Annotated in this window: 19 protein-coding genes and 1 riboswitch; of the genes, 4 read left to right on the plus strand and 15 right to left on the minus strand. The window is 37.1% G+C overall.

What is annotated here, in order from left to right; translation table 11 throughout:
- Positions 1-352: 352 nt before the first annotated feature.
- Positions 353-520, minus strand: coding sequence for a DUF362 domain-containing protein (locus F823_RS0104360; RefSeq protein WP_004167102.1), 168 nt, complete (start codon positions 518-520; stop codon positions 353-355).
- Positions 521-946: 426 nt separating this feature from the next.
- Between F823_RS0104360 and F823_RS0104365 the strand changes: the two genes are divergently transcribed.
- From F823_RS0104365 to rho, 3 genes are all read left to right on the plus strand, one after another.
- On the plus strand, positions 947-1,225 hold the full coding sequence (locus tag F823_RS0104365) for an HU family DNA-binding protein (protein ID WP_002845772.1): 279 nt from the start codon (positions 947-949) through the stop codon (positions 1,223-1,225).
- Between the two features lie 168 nt (positions 1,226-1,393).
- A complete protein-coding gene (locus F823_RS0104370; protein WP_002845770.1) occupies positions 1,394-1,633 on the plus strand; it encodes an RNA-binding S4 domain-containing protein in 240 nt (79 codons plus the stop codon).
- A 129-nt stretch (positions 1,634-1,762) separates the two neighbouring features.
- Entirely contained in the window at positions 1,763-3,298 is a 1,536-nt protein-coding gene (gene rho / locus F823_RS0104380; protein WP_002845769.1) for a transcription termination factor Rho, read from the plus strand.
- Between the two features lie 157 nt (positions 3,299-3,455).
- On the opposite strand, the gene F823_RS0104385 is transcribed toward rho, so the two are convergent.
- From F823_RS0104385 to tsaE, 6 genes are all read right to left on the minus strand, one after another.
- On the minus strand, positions 3,456-4,094 hold the full coding sequence (locus F823_RS0104385) for a redox-sensing transcriptional repressor Rex (protein ID WP_002845768.1): 639 nt from the start codon (positions 4,092-4,094) through the stop codon (positions 3,456-3,458).
- Positions 4,095-4,282: 188 nt separating this feature from the next.
- Positions 4,283-6,211 (minus strand): ribosomal protection-like ABC-F family protein, encoded by a 1,929-nt coding sequence (abc-f, locus tag F823_RS0104390; protein WP_002845767.1) that lies wholly within the window; start codon positions 6,209-6,211, stop codon positions 4,283-4,285.
- Positions 6,212-6,222: 11 nt separating this feature from the next.
- Positions 6,223-7,242 (minus strand): tRNA (adenosine(37)-N6)-threonylcarbamoyltransferase complex transferase subunit TsaD, encoded by a 1,020-nt coding sequence (gene tsaD, locus F823_RS0104395; RefSeq protein ID WP_002845766.1) that lies wholly within the window; start codon positions 7,240-7,242, stop codon positions 6,223-6,225.
- The gene (gene rimI / locus F823_RS0104400; protein ID WP_002845761.1) at positions 7,242-7,688 is read right to left on the minus strand and encodes a ribosomal protein S18-alanine N-acetyltransferase; all 447 of its coding nucleotides are present in this window, start codon (positions 7,686-7,688) and stop codon (positions 7,242-7,244) included. The genes tsaD and rimI overlap by 1 nt, the downstream gene beginning before the upstream one ends.
- Entirely contained in the window at positions 7,678-8,409 is a 732-nt protein-coding gene (tsaB, locus tag F823_RS0104405) for a tRNA (adenosine(37)-N6)-threonylcarbamoyltransferase complex dimerization subunit type 1 TsaB (protein ID WP_002845760.1), read from the minus strand. The genes rimI and tsaB overlap by 11 nt, the downstream gene beginning before the upstream one ends.
- On the minus strand, positions 8,406-8,864 hold the full coding sequence (gene tsaE / locus F823_RS0104410; protein WP_004167125.1) for a tRNA (adenosine(37)-N6)-threonylcarbamoyltransferase complex ATPase subunit type 1 TsaE: 459 nt from the start codon (positions 8,862-8,864) through the stop codon (positions 8,406-8,408). Before tsaE ends, tsaB begins: the two co-directional genes overlap by 4 nt.
- Before the next feature lie 318 nt (positions 8,865-9,182).
- Between tsaE and bioB the strand changes: the two genes are divergently transcribed.
- A complete protein-coding gene (bioB, locus tag F823_RS0104415) occupies positions 9,183-10,178 on the plus strand; it encodes a biotin synthase BioB (protein WP_002845758.1) in 996 nt (331 codons plus the stop codon).
- Between the two features lie 129 nt (positions 10,179-10,307).
- Here the strand turns inward: bioB and F823_RS0104420 are convergent, their stop codons facing one another.
- From F823_RS0104420 to F823_RS0104460, 8 genes are all read right to left on the minus strand, one after another.
- Positions 10,308-11,222: a bifunctional enoyl-CoA hydratase/phosphate acetyltransferase gene (locus F823_RS0104420; RefSeq protein ID WP_002845756.1), complete on the minus strand. Its 915-nt coding sequence runs from the start codon at positions 11,220-11,222 to the stop codon at positions 10,308-10,310.
- A gap of 389 nt (positions 11,223-11,611) precedes the next feature.
- Positions 11,612-12,223, minus strand: a complete 612-nt coding sequence (locus F823_RS0104425; RefSeq protein WP_002845754.1) for an ECF transporter S component — start codon at positions 12,221-12,223, stop codon at positions 11,612-11,614.
- 75 nt (positions 12,224-12,298) lie between these two features.
- Positions 12,299-12,415, minus strand: a riboswitch (FMN riboswitch).
- Positions 12,416-12,563: 148 nt separating this feature from the next.
- The gene (locus tag F823_RS0104430) at positions 12,564-15,197 is read right to left on the minus strand and encodes a YfhO family protein (RefSeq protein WP_002846626.1); all 2,634 of its coding nucleotides are present in this window, start codon (positions 15,195-15,197) and stop codon (positions 12,564-12,566) included.
- Between the two features lie 5 nt (positions 15,198-15,202).
- On the minus strand, positions 15,203-16,132 hold the full coding sequence (locus F823_RS0104435) for a glycosyltransferase family 2 protein (RefSeq protein ID WP_019595422.1): 930 nt from the start codon (positions 16,130-16,132) through the stop codon (positions 15,203-15,205).
- Positions 16,133-16,293: 161 nt separating this feature from the next.
- Positions 16,294-18,444, minus strand: coding sequence for a Tex family protein (locus F823_RS0104440; RefSeq protein ID WP_002846629.1), 2,151 nt, complete (start codon positions 18,442-18,444; stop codon positions 16,294-16,296).
- A 16-nt stretch (positions 18,445-18,460) separates the two neighbouring features.
- Positions 18,461-19,577, minus strand: a protein-coding gene (gene prfB, locus F823_RS0104445; RefSeq protein WP_100068881.1) for a peptide chain release factor 2 whose coding sequence is annotated in 2 segments (ribosomal slippage) — positions 18,461-19,501 and positions 19,503-19,577 — 1,116 coding nt in all. Because the reading frame shifts where the segments join, the coding sequence is not laid out codon by codon here.
- 108 nt (positions 19,578-19,685) lie between these two features.
- Positions 19,686-22,370, minus strand: coding sequence for a preprotein translocase subunit SecA (gene secA / locus F823_RS0104455; RefSeq protein ID WP_019595423.1), 2,685 nt, complete (start codon positions 22,368-22,370; stop codon positions 19,686-19,688).
- Positions 22,371-22,864: 494 nt separating this feature from the next.
- Positions 22,865-24,709 carry a cell wall-binding repeat-containing protein gene (locus F823_RS0104460; protein ID WP_002846632.1) on the minus strand — a complete coding sequence of 615 codons (1,845 nt, stop codon included), beginning with the start codon at positions 24,707-24,709 and terminating at the stop codon, positions 22,865-22,867.
- Positions 24,710-24,873 lie beyond the last annotated feature (164 nt).

A 24,873-nucleotide genomic window follows, 5' to 3' on the forward strand; every position in this document is an offset into this window, starting at 1 on the left:
CAGTTCGTTGTTACTAGGTTTTCCCTCTGTGAGACCTCACGGGATAAGTCGTCAGTCTTTCCTCGTCTACCTGCCTAATTTACTTACATAAGTTACGTTTGCCTTTTGGACTTCGTGACTTTGAGCCCACTCATCCTTTATGTAAGCCTTTATATTAGGTTTCTGTACGTCAGGCTACGATTTTGCTATTGCTTCTTCTCGCCATCACCTCACGGTGATAACCTTGCAAGTTGCTATGAGGTTCGTCGGCAACTACGCCTTACGTGGACTTTCACCACAGACTGACGGCATGCCCGTCATACGCAAAAAACACCCTAAGAATAATCTCAGGGTGCTGAATAATTTTTAATTATTATTCTGGCTGAGGAGCGTCAACTGGACAAACACCAGCACATGAACCACAGTCTATACAAGCAGATGCATCTATTGAATAGATATCTCCGTCAGATATACAAGATACTGGACATTCAGCAGCACATGCTCCACAAGCGATACAAGAATCTTTAATTACGTAAGCCATTTCTAAATCCTCCATTTTTCGATAAATATATTTTCTTTACAAACTTATTATAACATCAAGAGGGACTTTTTGCAATTGATTTATTAGTTTTTTTTATTTTATTTTTTATTTTTGTTTTACATTGAAATTTCAGTATTATTTATTTATATATTTAAATATATCCCCCATATCTTCCTTTCAATTGATAATATATATTAATAAATTCTTTTTATCATTTCATCTTATTAAACCTCCACTTCTCCACCACAAAATTTACTACTTTCTTCTTTTATGTGTTTATTTTTAAAAATATTCCCACATCTTTATTTGCAATAATTTCCTTGTTTTTGTTGATATTTAAGCCTTCTTGGGGTATAATAATCTTGTCAACAAAGTAAATTATAATTTATGTTGTAAAAAAATATATTATTACAGGAGGTAATTATTGTGAATAAGGCAGAATTAGTTGCTAAGATTGCAGAAAAAAGTAACTTAACAAAGAAAGAAAGTGAACTTGCATTAAATGCATTTATGGATGTTGTAGAAGAAACTCTAGTAGCAGGAGAAAAAGTTCAGTTAGTAGGTTTTGGTACTTTTGAAACTAGAGAAAGAGCTGCTAGATCAGGTAGAAACCCAAGAAAGCCAGACGAAACTATAGAAATACCTGCATCAAAGGCACCAGTATTCAAGGCTGGTAAGGGTCTTAAGGAATTAGTAAACAAATAATAGTTGATTCGCATAAAGCAAAAATGGTATTGGTCATAAGATCAGTACTATTTTTTTATTCACATTAATTAACTTCTTTTTAAAACCTATATATAATAATATTATTTCTACATTCTTCTCTTCTATGATATAATATATAGGATATAAGAATATTATGGAGATGTAGAAATGAGATTAGATAAATTTTTAAAAGTTTCAAGAATAATAAAAAGAAGAACTGTAGCCAAAGAAGCCTGTGAAAAGGGCTTGGTTCAAATAAACGGTAAGACAGCAAAGTCTTCATCTGAAGTTAAAATCGGAGACGAACTTACCCTTACTTTTGGCGAAAAGGCAATCAGATGTAGAATTACTGATATAAGAGAGCACGTACTAAAAGATGACGCAAAAGATTTATATGAGGTGATATAATGTCTAAAACAAAGAAAAAAAATGATAAACTACTGTACAAGGTTATTGCTGTTTCTATAGCCTTAATGTTTGCTGTATCAAGTGTAGCTTTTACAATCAGCTTGTTTTTATAGAAAGGCGGTATAGAACTTGGAATTAAACAAAAAGATTGATGATTTAAAAAAGGAAAGTCTGATAGAACTTAGGATCATAGCCAAGAACCTAGGCGTTAAATCATCTACTACTTATAAAAAATCGGATTTGATAGAAAAAATAGCTGAAATGTATGCCAAGAGAGAAGATATCGTTGAGAAAAATGATACTAGCTCTGATTCTGATCTTGATAAGCAGATGAATAAAACTGTGACTTACAGACAAAACACAGGTGATCAGATGGCAGACCAGCAAAACAACCGTCGTAGTGACAACCACTATGATAATAGACAAGATGGTCGTAGTGATAACCGCTATGATAGTAGACAAGATAATCGTAGTGATAGCCGTTATGATAGCAGGCACGACAATAGAGACGAGAAAAAACTTTTATACACCACTCCTCCTGAAATGACTGATGAAAATAAGGTGGAGGGTATCCTAGAAATACTTCCTGATGGTTTTGGATTCCTAAGAGGTAGCAACTACCTATCAACAGAAAATGACATCTATGTATCACCCAATCAGATAAGAAAGTTATGGTTAAAGACTGGCGACTATATCACAGGTGTTGCTAAGCCTGAGAACCCTAATGAAAAATTCAGAGGAATGATGTTTATTCACCTAGTAAACGGAGACAATCCTTCAGTTGCAAGAACAAGGACACCTTTTGAACAATTAACACCAATTTATCCAGACAAGAAATTGAGGTTAGAATCTGAAAATAGCGGCCTGTCATCAAGAATTGTAGACCTATTTTCTCCAATAGGAATGGGTCAGAGGGGGCTAATAGTAGCACCACCTAAGGTTGGTAAGACAATGCTATTAAAAGAAATCGCCAACTCAATATCAGAAAACTACCCTGATGTTACTCTTATAATCCTTCTAATAGACGAAAGACCAGAAGAAGTAACAGATATGATGGAGTCCATAGATGGCGAAGTAATATACTCTACTTTTGACCAGGCATCTAGTCACCATGTCAAGGTAGCAGAGATGGTACTTGGCAGGGCCCAAAGGCTTGTAGAACATGGCAAGGATGTCGTAATCCTACTAGACAGTATCACTAGGTTAGCAAGAGCCTACAACCTTACAATCAATCCTACAGGTAGGACACTTTCTGGTGGACTTGATCCCGGAGCTCTTCATGGTCCAAAGAAATTCTTTGGTGCTGCAAGAAACATTCGTGGAGGTGGTTCACTTACTATATTGGGAACAGCCCTTGTAGACACAGGATCTAAAATGGATGATATAATTTTTGAAGAATTCAAGGGAACTGGAAACATGGAGTTGTGTCTAGATAGAAATATGGCTGAAAAGAGAATATTCCCAGCTATAGACATCTACAGGTCTAGCACGAGACGTGAGGACCTACTCCTTTCAAAGGAAGAGATGGATTCCTTATACAAACTAAGGAGAAGCCTTGACTCCAAAAATTCACAATTAGCAACAGACCAAGTAATAGAGGAAATGAAAAAGACAAAGTCAAATAAAGAGTTCCTTGATATGATAAAACAAATTCACTTTAGGTAGGACTTATTTAAATAGGCTAGATAAAAAATAAGAGATTGAAGAATTTAACATTCTACAATCTCTTTTATATTCTCTAAAATTTTAAACATAAGCCCTAGACACTGTGGTTAAGATAGAAACTAAGCATCAAAACCTAAAGTCTAATAAAGAATTATCCCTATAACTGGTCATCACTTTCCTTCATCAGATATGAAAGAGTAAATAGACTCTCTGTAAGGTTTACATTTTCAACTATTACTTCTGATGGAACTTCTAGGTCTATTGGAGCAAAGTTCCAAATACCCCTAACACCAGATGAAACCAATTTGTCAGCTACTGCCTGAGCCCCGTTCTTAGGTATACACAAGATAGCTATATCTATATCGTTGTTAGATACAAATGACTCTATATTATCTGAATCCATTATCTCATAGTCTCTAATCTTTAGCCCTATCATCTTAGGATTGGCATCAAAAACAGCTTCGATATTAAATCCTGCATTCTTAAATCCAGAATAATTTGTCAAGGCCTGACCTAGGTTACCAGCACCAACCAAAACAGCCCTGTACTTTCTATCAAGACCTAGTATCTTACCAATTTCTCTATGTAGTGCCTCTACATTATATCCATAACCCTGCTGACCAAAGCCACCAAAATTGTTAAGGTCTTGTCTAATCTGAGATGCAGTAAAACCAATTATCTCACTTAGTTCTTTTGAAGATATCCTCTGAATATCTCTAGATAATAAATCTGCCAAATATCTATAGTATTTCGGCAATCTTCTGATGACTGCCATTGATATGTTTTTATTTCCCATTCCAATTAATCCTCCTTGTGTTTTTAGCTTTATTTTAAAGTAGTAGCATTATAATTATCCAAATAATAAAACAATCTCATAAAATTTTATTAGTAAATACCTATATCTATTTATAGTTTTACAATAAAATAACAAAATTGAGATTTATACATACTATTATACATTATTTTAGATAAATTTAAAACATATTATTCTATTATTTCTTCCCATTTTGTATATAATTTTTCAAGCTCTTTTTCTAGGTCGGATTTCTCTAAATTTACCTCTTTTAGCTTGTCTGGGCTAGAGTATATCTCTTCTTGACACAACATCATCTCAAGACCACCTATCTGTTTTTCAACTAGATTGATCCTATCTTCTATATCTTTTACGATTTTTTTGGCCTTGTTGGCTTCCTGTCTTTTTTCCTTTTCTCTTCTTCTCTCTTCCTTTATCTGAGTCTTTGTTTTACCAGTGTCTTGAGGCTCAACATATAAATTTTCAAGGTCATATTGTTGTTTTTTCTTGGCCTGATAGTAGTCATAATTTCCAAGATATTCTTCTATTCCATTTTCACCTAAAACTAAAATTTTGTCAATGACTGTGTTAAGAAAATATCTATCATGAGATATAGTAAATAAAGTGCCTTCATAATCTAATAAAGCTTCTTCCAAGACTTCTTTTGAATCTATATCCAAGTGGTTGGTAGGTTCATCCAGCAATAAAAAGTTTGATTGAGATAAGATCAACTTTAGTATTGCAACTCTGGCCCTCTCTCCACCACTTAGGGACTTAATCGGTTTAAATACCTCTTCTCCTTCAAACAAAAATCCTCCAAGCATGTTTCTAACCTCAGTCTGACTTAAATGTGGGTTGGCATCCCATATTTCATCAATTATAGTATTTTTGATGTTTAAGGTTTTTTGCTCCTGGTGGAAGTATGATGTTTCAACATTTTGTCCTATTTTGACCAAGCCCTGGTCATAGTCCTCCTGGCCTAGAATCATCTTGAATAAGGTAGATTTGCCCGCACCATTCGGCCCTATCAATGCAACCTTTTCTCCCCTGTATATATCCAGGTTTAGGTCCTTAAATAGGATTCTTTCTCCGTAAGACTTTTTTATATCCTCAAGGTGAAGGACATCATTACCACTTTGTCTAGTCTGGCTAAATGTAAACCTAGCCTTTTTCTTTATCTCCTGTGGTTTTTCAAGTCTTTCAACCTTGTCTAGCATCTTTTCCTTGCTTCTTGCCCTTTTTATATGTTTTTCACGTCCGTAAGACTTGAGTCTCTCTATTGATTCTTCCTGCTTCTTTATCTCTCTTTGCTGGTTTTCATAGTTTTTAAGGTCTATCTCCCTCTGGAGTTTAGCCTGTTTTTGGTATTCAGTATAGTTACCCTTGTAGGCGGTCAACCTCTTGTTTGACATTTCAAATATCCTGTTGACAGATTGGTCTAGGAAATACCTGTCATGGGATATAATCATTAGGGTTGCATCATAGGACCTCAAAAATCCTTCCAACCATTCTACAGCCTCTGAATCAAGGTGGTTTGTAGGTTCGTCAAGTAGGAGTAGCGACGGCTTAGAAAGCAGTAGTTTACCAAGGAGAACCCTGGTCTTCTCACCACCGGATAGGACATTTACTTCCTTGTCCATGTCTTCATCCTTAAAGCCCAAGCCCCTTAGGATTCCAAGCACTTCACTCTTATATCCATAGCCGTTGTTCTGCTCAAAGACTTCATACTTGTGACCGTATTCGTCCATTAATTTCTTTAATTCCTTGCCAGAGCCAGAATCACCAGACATCTGAGCTATCTTGTGCTCCAATTCTCTTAACTCTTTCTCAGACTCAATCAGGTCTTCAAATACAGATACAAGTTCTTCATATATGGTCTTTTCTGAGTAGAAATTTGTATTCTGTTCTAGATACCCCATCCTACAATTCTTGGCTGTATATATATCTCCATTGTCATAGCCATATATTCCAGTTATTATCTTAAATAGTGTCGTCTTACCAGTACCGTTTATCCCTACTATACCGACCTTGTCACCCTCGTTTACCGAAAAAGATATATCTTCAAGTATAGTATCGACACCAAAGTTTTTTGTAACATTGTTACAAGACAGCATTATCATTTTATGTCCTCCTAACCCTCGTTTATCTTCAGGTTTGGCACAGCATTTAGGTACATATCGTCTCTTCTGCCATTTATATACCTATAATAACCTGCACAGCCTATCATCGCTGCATTATCCGTACACAAAACCATCGGTGGGTACTTCAAATCTATACCTTCAAGTTCAGCCCTTGTCTTTAGGGTATCCCTAAGAGCTGAGTTCGCAGCTACCCCGCCTGATAGGGTAAGCCTTGTATATCCCTTGTCTTTTGTAGCCTTTATAGCCTTATAAGACAATACGTCAACAACAGCCGCCTGAAAAGATGCACACACATCCTCTGCTACTATTTCTTTTTCCTTCATCTTCATAGAGTTCAGGTAGTTTAAAACAGATGATTTTAGGCCACTAAAAGAAAAGTCATAGCCTTCTTCATGAATGCAGGCCCTAGGAAAATCAATGGCATTGGGGTCTCCCTCTTTGGCCAACCTATCGACTATTGGTCCGCCCGGATAGCCTAGTCCCATAGCACGAGCTATCTTGTCAAATGCTTCTCCTGATGCGTCATCCTTAGTCTTACCAAGTATCTCATAGTCGCCATAGTCCTTGACCTCTACAAGATGAGTATGGCCACCTGATACTATCAAGGTCACAAATGGAGGTACTAGGTCCTCATGCTCAATGTAATTGGCTGAAAGATGACCCTCTATATGATTGACCCCTACTAAAGGTATACCAAGACTAAAAGCTAGGCTCTTTGCATATGAAAGCCCCACCAACAAGGCTCCAACAAGACCAGGACCATATGTCACAGCTATATGACTTATGTCTGAAAATTTCATTCCTGCCTTTTCAAGAGCCTCCTCGACAACTATATCTATATTTTCTATGTGTTTTCTCGATGCCACTTCTGGTACGACACCGCCGAATTTCTTATGTATGTCAATCTGCGTAGATATCACATTTGCAAGGACCTGCCTGCCATTTTTAAGTATAGCACAGGCAGTTTCGTCACAACTAGATTCTATCGCTAGTGTTATTATATCCTTCATTAAAATACCTCCCTGAGTTGCTTCCACATTATCAAAGCATCTTCCTTATTGTCATGATAGTATTCTTTTCTTATACCGCTTATCAAAAAACCGTATTTTTTGTAAAGATTTTGGGCTACTGTATTGCTAGACCTTACCTCTAGGGTAATAGATGCTATATTATATTCCTTGCATTGCTTATCCAAGGCTTCCATCAGTCCGTTACCTATGCCCCTACCCCTGTAGTCCTTATGAACAGCTACATTGGTTATGTGGGCCTCATCTATTATATGCCATGTGCCCAAGTATCCCACTATCCTTCCTTGGTCTTCGGCTACTATGTATTTCGCCAGCTTGTTTTTCAATTCATCTCTTAGGGCATTGTATGACCAAGGCTCGCTAAAGGCAGATACTTCCACCTCATAGACCCCATAAATGTCCGTGTCCTTCATATTCCTATAAATCATTTTTTAATTTCCTCTGTTTTTCTTCGTACTGGACCTCTGCCTGTGACTTTCTTAAATAAATCGGTGCTAGGTCATAGCAAGTTGAAATATCTTTCTTTTCTTGGTATTTTATAGAAGCACAATGGCAAAGACTCGCTGCCCTAGATACATTGGAATTAGGGTTGGCTACCCTTATCCTATCAGATAAGGCTGATAGCAACTTGTCCATATACTTGTAGACCCCTTCACCAACTATTGTCACTGTCTTTTTTTTATCTTCTAGTTCTTTTGCGTAGGCAAGTACATCTCTTATATCCTCAACACACATGTCTTTTATTGTATTTAACTCGCCCCCTACAAACTCGTATGCTCCTGTGTATACCTGGCTTGACTGGGCGTCCAAGATAGGTATTATAGTCGTACTAGAGTCGATCATTGAATAGGCTATATTCTCCAAAGAATTGATTCCAACAATCGGGAGGTCCCTAACATGGGCTATAGCCTTCACTGTAGCAACTGCAATTCTTATACCTGTAAATGAACCAGGCCCCAAGCATACAGCTAAAAGGTCTATATCCTCTATTTTCATATCAGCCAACTTAAGTAGGTCCTCAAGCATTGGCATTAGCTTTTGTGAATGTGTTCTCTTATCGTTTATTAGGATTTCTCCTAGCAATACTCCATCTCTCCATAAGGCAACGCTCGCTGCCCTTGAAGAAGTATCTAGTCCTAGTATATTCATTGTCCAACAACCTCCCCGACTAGTTTTTCGTATTTTTCTCCATGTGGTATAAACTCAATTGTCCTACCCATACCCTCATAGTTTATGTCTATATCAAGTCTTTCCTCTGGTAGGATGTCCTCTATAATAGTAGACCACTCTATGATAGACACCCCATCTGAATTTATGTATTCATCAAATCCTATATCGTACATTTCATCACTAGACCCTATCCTATAGACATCAAAGTGGTTTAGCTTTAATCTACCATCTCTATATTCATTAACTATAGTAAAAGTAGGACTTGTTATATCTTCATCAATGCCTAGGGCCTTGGCTATTGATTTAGTCATTGCAGTCTTACCTGCACCCAAATCTCCGTTAAGACAGATTATAGCCCCGGAAAACAAGGCTCTACCTATCTTTTGTCCCATATCATATGTAAAACTTTCATCAGCTAGATAAATTTTTTCCATATTCCCTCCTATTTTATAATAAAACACAAAACCACAAGTAGCCTAGCAAACTAGATAAGCCTGTATTTTGCGAAGTAATTTCTCTGAACAATTAAGGGTATGTAAACTACCCATATCTTTTTATTATATCACATAGTCATTTGTTTTTTGTATTATAATAAGCAAAAAGTAGAGTAAAAGCCACCTATAGCCCCCTTTATAGACTCTTATTTATCATTTTTCCTATAAAACCCATATTGTAAACTATATTCTTTAAAGGTTTACAATATAGGTTGTTTCATGTTATCATATCTTGTATAAGAAAGGTGGTATGTATTTATGGATAGTAAAGAAAATCAAATTAATTCACAAGCAATTTCCTTAAAAGATATGATTATAAATGGATATCAGGTAAGTTATAATGACATGGAAGTCCTAAAAAAATGCGAGCTAGACCTATTATCTGAACTGGCCTGTGAAATCAGGGATAACTTTTCTGATGGTGAGTTTGACCTATGCACAATCATAAATGGTAAAAGTGGGTCCTGCAGCGAAAATTGTTCCTTCTGTGCCCAGTCAGCCCACCACAATACCCATGTAGACATCTATGATATATTGGATACAGACCAGATCAGCCAATCAGCAATAAAAAACTACCAAGACAAGATTAATAGGTTTTCTATAGTTACTTCAGGTAGAAAATTGAACGACTCTGAGCTCGATAGAATTTGTCAGGCTTTTAAGAAAATCAAGGACCTCTGTCCAATCAATCTTTGCTCTTCTAATGGTCTCTTGTCCTATGACCAGTTTATAAAGTTAAAAAATGCAGGAGTTTCAAGATACCACAACAACCTAGAAACATCCAAATCATTTTTCAAAAACATATGCACAAGCCATACATACGAAGACAAGGTAAATGCTATAAAAGCTGCTCAAAGGGCAGGACTAAAAATATGCAGTGGCGGTATATTTGGACTTGGAGAAAATCTAGACAACAGGATTGAAATGGCCTTTGCCCTAAGAGACCTGGATGTAGATTCAGTACCACTGAACATCTTAAACCCAATACCAAACACCCCCCTAGAAAATAATAAGCCCCTTTCCTATGAAGAAGTAAGAAGATCTATAGCAATATATAGATTTATCCTTCCTCAAAAAAGCATCAGGCTTGCAGGAGGTAGGGTCCTACTTAAGGACAAGGGTAGAGCTGCCATAGATTCAGGTATAGATTCTATGATATCAGGTCATATGCTGACAACATCAGGAATCAGCCACCTAGAAGACATCAAGATGGTCGAGGAGATGGGTTTTACCATAAAAAGAACATCTATCTAGGACTATGACTATAATAAAATATAGCCCTATCACAAAGTAATAAAAAGCAAAAAACCGACCTCCCAATTGTCAGCCAAGCTAACTTTTGAGGGTCGGTAATTTATATGTCTTATTTATAAATAATTATATTTATTTGTTTCTAGCTGCCATCATGCAAGATACTGCTATTGAAACCAACTTAGCAGCTTCTCCATCAGACCTTGAGCATACAACGATAGGTACCTTGGCACCAACTACAACACCACCAAATGTCCATCCACCTAGGTATTTAGCAGTCTTTAGTAAAACATTCCCTGCCTCTATAGCTGGAACAACTAGTATATCAGCTTCACCTGCAACTGGGTCATCAATGCCCTTTACTTCAACGGCATGCTTGTCTACAGCATTGTCCATCTGAAGAGGTCCACTTACTATACATCCAGATAATTCACCAGCCTGATTCATCTTCTGTAACTCAACTGCATCTACAGTAGCTGGCATCTTTTCATAGTACTTTTCCTTGGCGCATATCATAGCTACCTTTGGCATTTCATTACCAAGAGCATGGGCTACCTCTACTGCATTTTCAACTATACCCTTCTTCTGAGCAAGATCTGGAGCTATAAGCATAGCGCCATCAGAAGTTAGGAAGTACTTTTCGTAGTCTTCCTTGAATAGGATACCAACGTAGCTTAGAGTCTTTCCAGTTCTAAGTTCATTTTCCTTCTTTACAACTGCCTTTAGAATAACTGATGTATCTATAAGTCCCTTCATGATTAGACCAGCCTTACCCTGTCTTACCATGTCAACTGCCCCCTGAGCACATCCTGCTAGGTCGTCAGCATGTACTAATTCCATATCGTCAATCTTTACATTGCCTTCTTTAGCTGATTCCTTGATTATACTTTCGTCACCTACTAGTATTACCTTTACAAATCCTAGGTCCATTGCATTTCTTAGTGATTCAAGAGTTGCAACATCATATGGCGCAGCTACGGCAACTGTCTGTATTGCATCACCAGCTTTTTCTTTTGCTAAATTAATAAAATAATCCTGATTTATCATTTTTATTCCTCCATAAAATATTATTATAAAAAATAACAAGCAATAATGTACGACTATATTATTGGTTGCTTAAATTCTCCAACTAATTCAAATATATTGAGCCCAATTATAAATCGCCTCTTACACTATATTTTACCATATTTTAGGCTCCTAGGAAATGTTTTCCTACATTTTTTTGAAAATCATCTCTTATTAAACATTTTGTATATATTATTAGGCAATTTGGACTTTACAAGCCCACATAATATATAAAATTATATTTTTCACCTTACTAAGATTTTGCATTTTAAAAGGGCCAGCAAAAATAGCTGACCCCGATTATCGTATAAATTATAATTAGTCTCTAGGGTGCCTCTAAACCTAGGCTGTTTTAAAAAGTAACTCTAAACTTAGGCTGTTTTAAAAAACTTCTCCAACTTCTTGTATATAGGAAGTGTTAATAAAGAAATTAGGATACCCTTTATTAAATTGAATGGTGCGATAAACCATAGAACGAAAGACAATAAGTCGTTAACTCTAGGATTAACTGCCTTACCCATTCCTATTATAGCTTCCATACCCATGAACTTTCCATAGAAAGGCAACATTACAAAGTAGTTCATAACTGACCCTATAAATGTCATCATTATTGTAGCTGCGATAAATCCTATAACTATGCCCTTTATATTCTTCATGTTAGCATATATTGTAGATGCTGTCACCACAAAGGCTCCTCCAACTACCACATTAGCCAACTCTCCTACTCCGCCAGTAGATGTCGCAGTGATAAAATGTAGGAAATTCTTAACTCCCTCAACTGCAAATCCAGCGACCGGTCCCATGGCAAAGCCTGCTATAAGGGCTGGTATATCAGATATATCGATCTTCAAAAAACTTGGAAACAAGCCCGGTATAGGCATCTCCACAAACATTAACACAAATGCTATAGCCGACAATAGGGAAACCTTTACCAGCTTCTTTGTTGATGTTCTCTTACTAACTGCACTACTTACTCTTTCCATTATTTTCCTCCTAATTAGTTCAGGGGTCAAAAAAATCCCGAAACCTATGGCCTCGGGATTGACTAACTAAATTAGTAATTTCTTCTCTCATCCAGACTTTACTGTCGGCTTTGGAATCTCACCAAATCATACCACTAGTGGCTCGCGGGCTATACCGCCGGTAGGGAATCTCACCCACCCCCGAAGATTTATATTTGTTTTACAACTCTATTATAGTAATTTTATCAAATATTGTCAATGTTTTATGAAAATATGACAGTGTCAAGTTTTTATGGACTTTTTTATTAGGTTGATTGTATAATCAACCTCTATTTTTTATTTCAAAAACTCCATACTTATTTTACACTATCGAAAATATTTTTCTTTTTGTAAATTCGAACCCTATCAAAAATATTAAGGCTAGTAGGCTAATCACATAAGCCAAGCTTTGACCGGGTCTATGATAGTCTATGGATACAAAATTGTTGCCACTAGGTAGCTTTACAGCCATAAATCCTATATTCGCCCTGTATACTTTAGCACTTGTCCCATTGACTTTTATATCAAATCCCTTACTGTATGGTATTGATATAAATAATAACCTATCCTTGTCACAGTTAATTTGTCCTGTAATTTTATCACCCTTTATATTGAGGTCAACAAGGTGTTCTCTTGAGGGCTGAGTAAAATCATCCTTGATTTTACCCGTATCGACAAGTATATAGTCTATATTTTTCGAGTCAATATTGCAATCTGCAAGAAGTCTATAGGATAAATTATAGTCTCCCTTTTTCAAGTGTCCAAGATTTACAGTCAATCCCTTTTCTCCGGTATACCATTTCGATGACTTGTCCGTTATAAATGTAGTGTTTACTTTTTGGATGCTGTCTTGACCTAAACTGCTGACAAGGCTTGTAAACCTATTATTTTTACAAAATATACTCGGGTTCTTGATTATAGCATACAACTCACCCTCATTAGGAATATTTATCCTAGTGCCTATATTTAGGCTTTGGTCTTGTTCCCTTTCAAGCCTGTAGGGTCCATTCTCAACTTTTACTATATTTCTCTTATCCAAGTAGTCATTTACTTTTACCAATCTCTTTATGCCGTCTATTTTTTCTTCCAACAAACACGCACCTAGAAGAAAGGACTGCCTTTCGATTGGGTTCATTGTGTCTAGTTCATCCTTACATACATACTTGTCATAGGTAAACCCGAATGGTATATAGTTATGATTCTGGTATACTCCACTGATGTCCGTATTATTAAATTCAAGGGGTACGTTGTCCGTTCCATAATGATATTTTACTGATAGTAGGCCATCTACTAAAGACCTTGAATCCATACCAGTAACACTATTTATTGGTGATGCCTTAGAATTTTCATAATAACGGTTGAAGCTAGAGTAGTTATAATTTTGTATGCTATAATAACCAGAAACAGATGGATAAGAGAATATATCTGAAAAATTAGCATCCCGGTTGGCACCTGTCTCAACTCTTTTCATACCACTTGAAGTGATATTTGACAGCATTTTTATATTATAGTTATTGTCTATCCTGTCAACGTATTCTTTTTCTATGAGATGTTTGCCGCTTGAGATATAGTCTGTATATATGACCACGTTGGTTGTCATAAGCAGAAAAGCTACAGATATCATAGCTATATTTCTATACTTAAATTTTTTCAACCATGATAGAACTATAAAAATACCCGCTCCTACTAGAGGGCCTATACTGCCCCTTATCCCTAATTGGTCACTGCCTACGCTTTTGTACACTATAAAAATATAGGCCAATATAAATACCATAGCACCAAGCCTTTTTTTATCTGACATCTTTAATATATTATCGTATTGGTCAACAAAAATATATGCAAGTAGTAGGTCTATAGCAAATACCCACCTATATGTTGGATAAGAAAATCCATTCATCATAGATTGAAGCTTGGGGCAAACTACAAACAAGCCAGCTATTACTAATAGGCTTATAATTTTCTTTTTTTTGCTTGCAATGGCGCTATATATTCCAAGTATTACAAGACCACTAATGCCTAGGTAAGCATCACTCTCAAGGTCTGGAACTGAGGATATATGCAATAGAAAATCTCTGACTTGCTCAAGACCTATAAATAGGTTTATAGACTCTTTTTTACCTATGAACCTATAGCTATCTACATAGCCCAATATAAGTGGAACTATGACATATGCTGATAAGAGTAATCCTAATAAAAAACCTCCAATACCTCTTTTAAAGGCTCTCATAGTTTCCTTACTACCCAAGTCCTTTTTTACAAAGACTAGAGAAGTAACTGCATATATAAATCCAACCACAAGAATCATATAGGCAAAATAAAAATTGATGACTATAGTAGAAAATACACTTATCACAAAGGCAAGTGTCTTTCCATCCCTAATCAATATATCTATGGAGGCTATCAGTAGTGGTAAGAGTATCATAGGGTTAATAAAGTAGGGATGCATAAATCCCACAGTTAAACAATAACCACAAAATACATATATATAGGCCCCCACTAGAGATACTGCCTTATTTTTCTTAAACCTGTTGGTCATAATTATAAAGCCAATGCCAGCCAGATACATCCTGAAAAACAGGAGAAAGGCATATAGTTTCTGGTGGTTATAAATCTTTCTAAGACCTGTAAACACACTTATAGGATCATTTAATCCATAATAATGGTAAGTGGTAAGTATATCCTGGCCCAAGGCTAGCTTATAATTTATCTCACTAAAGACAGATGTCTTAAGGTGGATTATATCATAAAAGAAGTTCGCCAAATACTGCTGGCTAGCATAGTGCTGTACAAGAGCATCCCCATTATATATTGCCGTCAACCCATTTTGATCCAAACTATTTTTTATTATCCATGCCAATATTAAAAAACCTACTGTATATACTAAAAATTGAACTGCATATTCTTTGTAGATAGTCTTTATATTATTGACAATATTGCTAGTGATTTTATCTAACATAAGATCTACTCCGACTTTTCTTTTTCGATATATATAGGTCTATTCTTGACTTCTAAGTATGTCCTTGAAATGTACTGCCCCAGTATACCTATAGTCAGTAGCTGTATGCCTCCAAGCAAAAATATCGAGCATATTATAGTCGGGAAACCTTCTACAACTTCTCCAAATATAAGTGTCTTGAATACAAATATAAGCAATATTAAAAATGCCACCAAAAATGATATAATACCTAGAAAACTAGATATCATAAGTGGAGTCGTAGAAAATGCGACTATTCCTTCTATGGAATACTTAAATAAGGACTTGATACTCCACTTGCTGGTCCCAAGTTCCCTATCGACATTTTCATATTCTATCTCTGTACACTTATAACCTACCCAGCTAAAAATCCCCTTTGTAAACCTATTGATTTCACTCAGCATCAAGACAGAATCTACAAACTGCCTAGTCATCATCCTGTAATCAGTGGCATTTTTCTTTATCTCCGTGTCAGACATTGCATTTATAATCCTGTAAAAGCAAGTCGAAAAGAAGCTCCTACAAATAGCCTCTCCACGCCTGTCCTTCCTAATTGCTCCAACACTGTCATATCCGTCTTCTATTATTTTATAGGCCATCTCATGCATTATCTTTGGTGGATGCTGCAAGTCTGCGTCCATCAGTACAACAAGGTCTCCCTTACTTGCCCTAAGACCTGCATATATACCTGCTTCCTTACCAAAATTTCTTGAAAATGATATAAACCTTACATTTTTGTCCTTAGTCCTGAGAGCTTTGATAATACTTAGGGTACTATCTCTTGATCCGTCGTCTATAAATATTAACTCGTATTCATCAAAAATATTATTAGCGTCTATCTCCTTACGTAAAACAGAGTATAGGTGCATCAATGTATCTTCTTCATTAAAACATGGTACTACAATTGACAATAACAATTATTTCTCCCCTCCTTTTGAAATTTTTATCAATACATTAAATTACTTTAAATCAATTTTAACACATTCATGCAACTTTGAATACCAAATTTATATTGCAATTTTGGGAAAATTTCAAATATAGAGTCATTAGCTTTATGTATAAATCCAATTAAAATAATCTACTGCTTTACATTCTTCATTGAAAGAGACACCTTGCCCCTCTCCTTATCTATTCCTATGACCTTGACCTTGACAATATCTCCAACTGTCAGAAGGTCTGAAGGGTTCTTGACCCTCTTGTTTGATATCTGAGATATATGTACTAGTCCATCATTTTTAATGCCTATATCGACAAAGGCACCAAAGTCGACTACATTTCTCACTGTTCCTGTTAGTTCCATATCTTCCTCAAGGTCTTCAAGGCTCATGACATCCTTCCTAAGTACTGGCTTCACGCCTGAATCCCTGATATCCCTACCCGGTTTTTTTATTTCTTCTATAATGTCTTTTAGAGTAGCTTCTCCAAGTCCTGAATCTTGACACAGTTTTACTAGGCCATAAGACTTAAGTCTCTTGTCTATATCTCCTAGCCCATTTGAGCTTATATCATCCAGGCTATATCCCAAAAGATCTAGTATATTCATACAGGCCTTATATGACTCTGGATGAACACCTGTATTATCTAGTGGATTCTTGGCATTAGTTATTCTGATAAAGCCCGCAGCCTGTTTAAATGCCGCTGGTCCCAATCTCTTTACCTTCTTTAGGTCCTCTCTATTCTCAAATTCACCATTTTCATCCCTATAGGCTACTATATTCTTGGCTATGGATTTAGAAATACCAGATACGTGTTCAAGAAGTGAATATGAGGCTGAGTTTAGGTCTACACCTATCTTGTTTACAGAGTCCTCAACTACCCCATCAAGGACCTCATTCAACCTTTTTTCGTTGACATCATGCTGGTACTGGCCTACACCTATACTCTTTGGGTCTATCTTGACCAACTCTGCCATAGGATCTTGCAACCTTCTAGCTATTGATATAGCACCTCTTATAGATACGTTTATATCCGGATGCTCTTCATTTGCTAGCTCTGATGCTGAATAAACTGAGGCACCCGCTTCATTTACTATGACATATGAGACTGGCCTATTTATTTCTTTTAACATATCTGATACAAACATCTCAGACTCCCTAGATGCAGTTCCATTACCTATAGATATTATATCTACCTTGTGTTTATCTATCATTTTTTTCAATGTTTTTTTGGCTTCTTCAACCTTGTTATGTGGCTTTGTTGGATAAATTGTAGTATAGTCTACCAACTTTCCATTTTTGTCCACAACAGCTATCTTGCAGCCAGTCCTGTAGGCAGGGTCAAAGCCCATAACAGACACATCCTTTATAGGTGGCTGAAGCAGTAGGCCATTTAGGTTTTTACCAAATACCTGGATTGCCCTTTCTTGGCCAATGTCAGTCAGGTGGTTTCTAATCTCCCTTTCAATAGATGGGAATATTAGCCTCTTGTAGGCATCTTGGGCTATTTCAAGGATTATACCGTCATTTCCCTCATTTTGAAGAGACAGATAGGCTGACTTTACCCTCTCTATCATATTTTCGTCATCTAAAGACACCTTTACAGACAAGAACCCTTCTTTCTCCCCCCTGTTTATAGCCAATATCCTGTGGGGAAGTACATCTCTTACAGGCTCACTATAGTCATAATATATCCTGTATACAGAGTCCTCCTCTCCCTTTGCCTTTGATATTAGAAGTCCTCTTTTAAGGGCTTCTTCCCTGATCATTTTTCTTATCTGGGCATCATCACTCATAATTTCTGCTATTATATCCTTGGCTCCGGCTATGGCAGTGTCTATATCTTCCACATCTTTTTCCTTATTTACAAAGGCCTGTGCCTCTTTTTCTAGGTTTATGTTTTTTGACAAGAGTATCATATTGGCTAGGTTTTCTAAACCCCTTTCCCTAGCTACAGTCGCCCTAGTCCTCTTTTTCTGCTTGTATGGAGCATATATATCCTCTGCTTCTTGAAGGGTCATGGCTTTTTCAAGAGATTTTTCTATATCCTCTGTTAATTTGCCCTGTTCTTCAATCAATCTTTTTATATCTTCTTTTCTAGCATCCAGGTTTCTAAGATATTCCAGCCTGTGGTTTAAGTCACGCAGTTGGATATCTGTCATCTCTCCTGTTACATCTTTTCTATACCTAGCTATAAATGGTATTGTATTTCCTTGGTCTATCAGGTCAATAGCACTGACTACCTGATTTTTTCTTAGGCCTAGTTCTGAGACTAGGATATCTACTATATTCATATTACATCCCTATCTTCTATAAGTTTTGTTTCTTGAGGTATTCAAACATAAAATCGTCTAAGCTACCGTCCATAACGGCGTCTACATTTGTATTTTCCTTGTTGGTCCTATGGTCCTTGACCAACTTGTAGGGTTGAAATACATATGACCTTATCTGGCTACCCCAAGATATCTGTGTATATTTGCCTTGTAGGTCCTCTATTTTTTCTTTGTTTTCTTCTTCCTTTATCTGAATCAACTTGGATATTAGCATCTTCATAGCCACATCCTTGTTAATCCTCTGGCTCCTCTCATTTTGGCACTGAACTACTATTCCTGTTGGCAAGTGGGTAATCCTGACAGCTGAGTCAGTCGTGTTTACGTGCTGACCTCCAGCCCCTGATGACCTGTAGGTATCTATCTTCAGGTCATTTGGATTTATATTTATATCTGAATCATCTTCTATCTCAGGTAGTACGTCAACTGAAGCAAATGATGTGTGCCTCTTGCCCGAAGAATCAAATGGAGATATTCTAACCAGGCGGTGGACTCCCTTTTCAGACTTTAAGTATCCATAGGCGTTTACACCACTGACCATAAGACTGGCTGTCTTTATGCCTGCCTCTGGGTCCGATATTATATCCAAGAGCTTGACTTTTAGACCTCTGCCCTCAGACCACCTAATATACATCCTCAACAACATCTGGGCCCAATCCTGAGCATCAAGCCCTCCTGTGCCTGAATTTATAGACAAGATGGCATTGTTGGAGTCATATTCTCCACTGAACAATAGCTCCATTGTCGTATTCACTATCTTTTCATTTACATCGCTGATATAGGCCACCAACTGGTCCTCTATCGTCTTGTCCTCCTCTGAATCACTAGTCTCTTCTGCCATCTCTATTAATACGGATATATCTTCTAACTGGCCGACCAAAGAATCATAGTCCTCTATCTTAGACGTGAGTTGCTTGTTTTCCTGTAGTATCCTATTGGCATGGTCGCTATCCTCCCAAAAGCCCTGGTCTTCCATACTGGCATTTATATCTGCTTGTCTAGTCTTTAGGCTATCCAAGTCAAAGAGAAACACCTAACTCTCTTACTTTTGAAGTCAATTCTTCATATTCTGACTTATAATCCTGTAAATTAATCATCAGCATACCTCCTCGTATCTTTTACAATTATTATCGGCACTTACCAATAATATGATAAATTAAAAATATGCCACCTAATAATAGGCGGCATATTTTTATATATCTTACTTATCTTCCGCAACAGTTCTTATATTTCTTACCTGAACCGCATGGGCAAGGATCATTTCTTCCAACGCGTGGTTTGTCATTTACCTGTGTTATTGGAGCGTGTTCTTTTCCTTCTGTATCAGGTGATTCTAAATTATCAACATCTACTACAGCCTTTCTCTCAACAGGAACTTCGACCTGTATATTGAATAGGTAGGCAACAGTATCCTCTCTGATAAGCTTGTTCATGTCGTCAAACATCTCGAAACCTTCCATCTTGTAGGCTATTACTGGGTCTATCTGACCTATAGCCCTAAGACCTATACCCTGACGTAACTGGTCCATAGCATCTATGTGGTCAATCCAATGGTTGTCAACAGACTGAAGAAGTATGATTCTTTCAACTTCTCTCATCCTCTCAGAACCTATGAACTCTTCTTTTTCATTGTATATGGCCATCATCTTGTCATATGTAGCCTCTATAGCATCCTGTGGTAGAAGTCCTGAGTAGTCTATATCGTCAATCTGTCCACCTGGAACAAACTTGTGGTATAGGTGGCCCTTAAAACTCTCTACATCCAATGTTCCCTTTTCATCTGTATAAAGGTTGGCTGCATCTGCAATTACATCCTTCATCATATCTTGAATCTGGTCTTGTAGGTTTTCTCCTGATAAAACTCTCTTTCTCTCTGTGTAGATTATTTCTCTTTGCTTGTTCATTACATCATCGTATTCAAGAACGTGCTTTCTAATACCGAAGTTCTTTCCTTCAACCTTCTTCTGAGCATTTTCTATAGACTTTGTAAGCATCCTATGTTCTATTGGAGTCTCGTCATCCATGCCTAGTTTACCTAGTAGTCCCTGGACTTTTTCACTACCAAACAACCTCATAAGATCGTCATCAAGCCCTATATAGAATCTTGATGCACCTGGGTCACCCTGACGACCAGCACGACCTCTTAACTGGTTATCTATACGTCTAGACTCATGTCTTTCTGTACCTATGATACAAAGACCACCAGCCTTGATTACTTCTTCCTGTTCCTTGTCTGTTATCTTCTTGAAGTCTTCATATAGCTTCTTGTAAGTGCTTCTAGCTGCATCGTACTCTTCATTTTCTTCTACACCGGCAATTTCATTGGCATTGTTAACCCTGTTGATCATCTCGTCAGTGAAGTTTAGCCTCTTCATTTCTCTTAGGGCCATAAATGCTGGAGACCCACCTAGTAGAATGTCTGTACCTCTACCTGCCATATTTGTAGCTATAGTCACTGCTCCTAGTCTACCTGCCTGGGCTATTATCTCAGCCTCTTTTTCATGGTACTTGGCATTTAGGACTTCATGAGCTATACCTCTTTCAGTAAGGATCTCAGAAAGTAATTCTGATTTTTCTATTGATACAGTACCAACTAGAACTGGCTGGTTCTTGGCATGTCTTTCTTCTATATCCCTAGCCACAGCATGGAACTTGGCCATCTGGTTGGCATATACTGAATCTGCTAGGTCCTCTCTTATTGTAGGCTTGTTTGTAGGAACCTGGAATACGTCCATCTTGTAGATTGACTTGAATTCTTCCTCTTCAGTCTTAGCTGTACCAGTCATTCCTGATAGCTTGCTGTACATTCTAAAGTAGTTCTGGAATGTTATAGTAGCAAGAGTCTTAGACTCCCTCTGGATTGTAAGACCTTCCTTGGCTTCTATAGCCTGATGTAGTCCATCTGAATACCTTCTACCAAACATCAGACGTCCTGTAAATTCGTCAACTATGATGATTTCGTCATCCTTAGCAACATAGTCAACGTCCTTTTTCATTATTACATGGGCCTTTAGGGCCTGATTTATATGGTGATAAAGTTCAGTATGCTCTAAAGTTGTTATATTTTCAACGTTGAAGTATACTTCAGCCTTCTTTATACCAGACTCTGTAAGCGATACTGCCTTGTCCTTTTCTTCCTTTTCATAGTCGTCTTCATCCAAAGTCATGATAAATACATTGGCATCTGAGTATAGGTGAGTAGACTTGTCCCCAGGTCCTGATATGATAAGAGGAGTTCTAGCTTCATCGACTAGGATTGAATCGACCTCATCGACTATAGCATAGTTAAGTCCTCTTTGAACCATCTGTTCTTCATGGATTACCATATTGTCCTTTAGGTAGTCAAATCCGTACTCATTGTTTGTACCATATGTGATATCACATTCATACTGTTTCTTCCTAACCTGTGGGTTCTGGCCATGAACTATTACACCTACACTTAAGCCCAAAAATTCATATACTTTGGCCATCTGATCACGGTCACGCTTTGCTAGGTAATCATTGACTGTAACCACGTGAACACCCTTTCCTTCAAGAGCATTTAAATACACTGGACAAGTTGCAACAAGCGTCTTACCTTCACCAGTCTTCATCTCTGCTATACGACCCTGATGTAGGACCATACCACCTATCAACTGAACCCTGAAGTGTCTCATTCCAAGTATTCTAGTAGAAGCCTCTCTTACAACAGCGAATGCATCTACAAGTATATCATCAAGAGTTTCTCCATTTGCTAGTCTTTCTTTAAAAATAGTAGTCATGCCCTGAAGTTCTTCGTCTGTCATAGCCTTATACTTGTCTCCAACAGCGTCTATCTTATCGACTATCTTGTTAAATTCTTTTAAATCTTTTCTATCGGCCATGTTAAATAGCCCGTCTAAAAAGCCCATATTTTAATCTCCTTTTATTTATTTTTCTTTATTAACATCTTAATTTATCTATAAAATTCAGTTAACACAATAAAATTGCACATATATTATCTATTTTAACACAAATATATTTTTTTGAATATACCTAATACTTGATATAACAATAAAATTTCTCACTAATTACTAGTATAACATACAATGCTAATGAAAATATTAACTGTAGAAATAAAAAAGCCCCCAAAAAAATTTGGAGACCTTATTTTTATTTGGCTGACCTGATCTTTGACCCCACACTCGCCTGCTGGAACTTTCGCTTCGGGGTTACCTCACTACTAGCCCTCTCGATTTTGTATCGGCAGGTCTTACTTCTAAGCCGCGCCATGCTCACTCTTCCATTTTTAGAAGTAGCTTACGTGGATCCCTTTGCCCGCGACTGGCTTGGACTTGCAACCACAGACCCAAATACTTTTATATCATATATTTATTTTCAGCAAATGTCAATATATTTTGCAAACTTACTGGTTGTACCTAAGTGCATTTGGAAGGAACCTACAACCCCAAGCACCTATAACGCCTGTTGTCTCTATTGCTAGACCATTTGGACCAGCTGAGTGGATTATCATCGGTCTACCACCGTTCCTACCTAGATAGATCATGGCGTGGTTGTATATATTTGAACCGCTGCTGCAATACAACAAGTCTCCACCGAACAGATTGTTCCAATTGCGTGGAACGTACTTAAATCCATACTGGTTGGCCATCTGGTATTGAAGCCTTACCATTATATATCCTCTCTCTGAGTTCAAATTCCTTATGATTTCAGGTCCTGGAATCAATACGCCAAACTCCTTATAGGCTGCATAAGGTAGCCCACAGCAGTATACACCCTGACCATTTTTTAGGTTTGTTCCTATCCACCTATATGGCAGGTAGTCATACTTAGCAGCAAAGTTGGCAACCTTCTGAGACTTAAATCTCTGGGCTGAATCAGACCTATTTATCCATTCATTATCTATCTTTATTTCGTTGTTTGTAGGCGCCGACCATCTCACATACTTGGCAGGTCTACCAGTCCTCTTAGCCCCTGTTCTTACAGCTCCATTATCAGCAAACCAGTAACAATGTGGTCCTGTTGTAAATACTCCGTTCCTATACATTTCATATGATTCAGGAGAGAAATATCTATTGGCACCGTCTATGTAATTCCATCCCCTAACCAATCCATTTGGCATTGTTGAATAGTATTTTTTACCAAACATAGAAATCCAACCATTTCTTATAGAACCATCACCTGCTAGGACATACTTTTTATTTCCTATCTTAACCATACCCTCAGTTTTTGAATTGTACTTTAGGTACTCACTAGTGGAATTGTTCTTAATGAAATTCTTTCCGCCTTCATTAACTATTGTATACTTTCCTAGAGATGCTATATCTCTGGCCGGATCCTCTGGTTCTACACCTTCAAGAGCAAGCTTTACTCTTTCATCTGATACAGCACCTTGACCACCTACTACAAATATTTCATCTGCATAAGAAGCCATATCCATTATTCTAGGATCCTTATGACGAGGGGCTAACACAACATCCGCTTCCCTAGCATTTGCAATGTTGACAGAGCTCAGTGCATCAGCAAAATTATCCCCACTTACCAAGACCATATTAGCAGCATCAGTCATTTGGGCAATTTTAGCAGAAGTATCATATCTATCTTTACCAGATATTCTTATACCCTCATTTATTGACACACTGTTTTCGCCACCGAATACATAATCAACACTAGCCTCTATATCACTTGAAATTTTGGTATCATCAGCTTCAACCAAGGCTAGACCTATCTCTTTTTCTTTTATAAATCTTGAAGCACTTAGGGCATCTGGATACATCCTACCATTGGCAACGCCTACATGATCATAACCAGCTTCTTTAAGGGTACTGATATTTGTCAAATACCTATTGCTTCCATAAAGCCTCTTAACTTCAACACCAGTCGGTTCAAGTCTCGATACAAAACTCTCTGGTATGGAGTTTTGACCACCTATTATGTAGACTTTTTTAAAGCCTCCATTAGATACATAGGATGACATATCTTCACTACCTCTAACTAAGACCAACTTGGCATCAAACCTGTTACAGATATTAACTGAACTTAGGGCATCTGCAAATTCATTACCACTGGCGAATACAAGTATTTCAGATTCCATATAATCTGCTGACTCCATAGATGTCCTGTATCTTTCTGGACCTGATACCCTTCTCGGTTGGTATTCTGCATAAGAAGGGCCAACTGTAGAAAGACCCATTAAAATGGACAAACCTATAGCTGACAATAGACTTACTTTTGTTTTTTTCTTAATCATAATTCCTCCTAAAATAAAGTATTTTACAAATATAAGTTCGGCTCAAATTTAACAATTGATAATGTTATATTTATAGTTTCATACTATCATATTATCACGCAAACTTTTTCACATCAATAGAAATATACGATTTTTCTTAATTCCTTATTTTAATTAGTAAATAT

The organism is Peptostreptococcus anaerobius VPI 4330 = DSM 2949 (assembly GCF_000381525.1).
Taxonomy (GTDB): Bacteria; Bacillota; Clostridia; order Peptostreptococcales; family Peptostreptococcaceae; genus Peptostreptococcus; species Peptostreptococcus anaerobius.

Coding starts and splice junctions, on each gene's coding strand:
- F823_RS0104360 (WP_004167102.1), bottom strand. CDS start 520: ATGGCTTACGTAATTAAAGATTCTTGTATCGCTTGTGGAGCATGTGCT.
- F823_RS0104370 (WP_002845770.1), top strand. CDS start 1,394: ATGAGATTAGATAAATTTTTAAAAGTTTCAAGAATAATAAAAAGAAGA.
- F823_RS0104385 (WP_002845768.1), bottom strand. CDS start 4,094: ATGGGAAATAAAAACATATCAATGGCAGTCATCAGAAGATTGCCGAAA.
- abc-f (WP_002845767.1), bottom strand. CDS start 6,211: ATGATAATGCTGTCTTGTAACAATGTTACAAAAAACTTTGGTGTCGAT.
- tsaD (WP_002845766.1), bottom strand. CDS start 7,242: ATGAAGGATATAATAACACTAGCGATAGAATCTAGTTGTGACGAAACT.
- rimI (WP_002845761.1), bottom strand. CDS start 7,688: ATGATTTATAGGAATATGAAGGACACGGACATTTATGGGGTCTATGAG.
- tsaB (WP_002845760.1), bottom strand. CDS start 8,409: ATGAATATACTAGGACTAGATACTTCTTCAAGGGCAGCGAGCGTTGCC.
- tsaE (WP_004167125.1), bottom strand. CDS start 8,864: ATGGAAAAAATTTATCTAGCTGATGAAAGTTTTACATATGATATGGGA.
- bioB (WP_002845758.1), top strand. CDS start 9,183: ATGGATAGTAAAGAAAATCAAATTAATTCACAAGCAATTTCCTTAAAA.
- F823_RS0104420 (WP_002845756.1), bottom strand. CDS start 11,222: ATGATAAATCAGGATTATTTTATTAATTTAGCAAAAGAAAAAGCTGGT.
- F823_RS0104425 (WP_002845754.1), bottom strand. CDS start 12,223: ATGGAAAGAGTAAGTAGTGCAGTTAGTAAGAGAACATCAACAAAGAAG.
- F823_RS0104430 (WP_002846626.1), bottom strand. CDS start 15,197: ATGTTAGATAAAATCACTAGCAATATTGTCAATAATATAAAGACTATC.
- F823_RS0104440 (WP_002846629.1), bottom strand. CDS start 18,444: ATGAATATAGTAGATATCCTAGTCTCAGAACTAGGCCTAAGAAAAAAT.
- secA (WP_019595423.1), bottom strand. CDS start 22,370: ATGGGCTTTTTAGACGGGCTATTTAACATGGCCGATAGAAAAGATTTA.
- F823_RS0104460 (WP_002846632.1), bottom strand. CDS start 24,709: ATGATTAAGAAAAAAACAAAAGTAAGTCTATTGTCAGCTATAGGTTTG.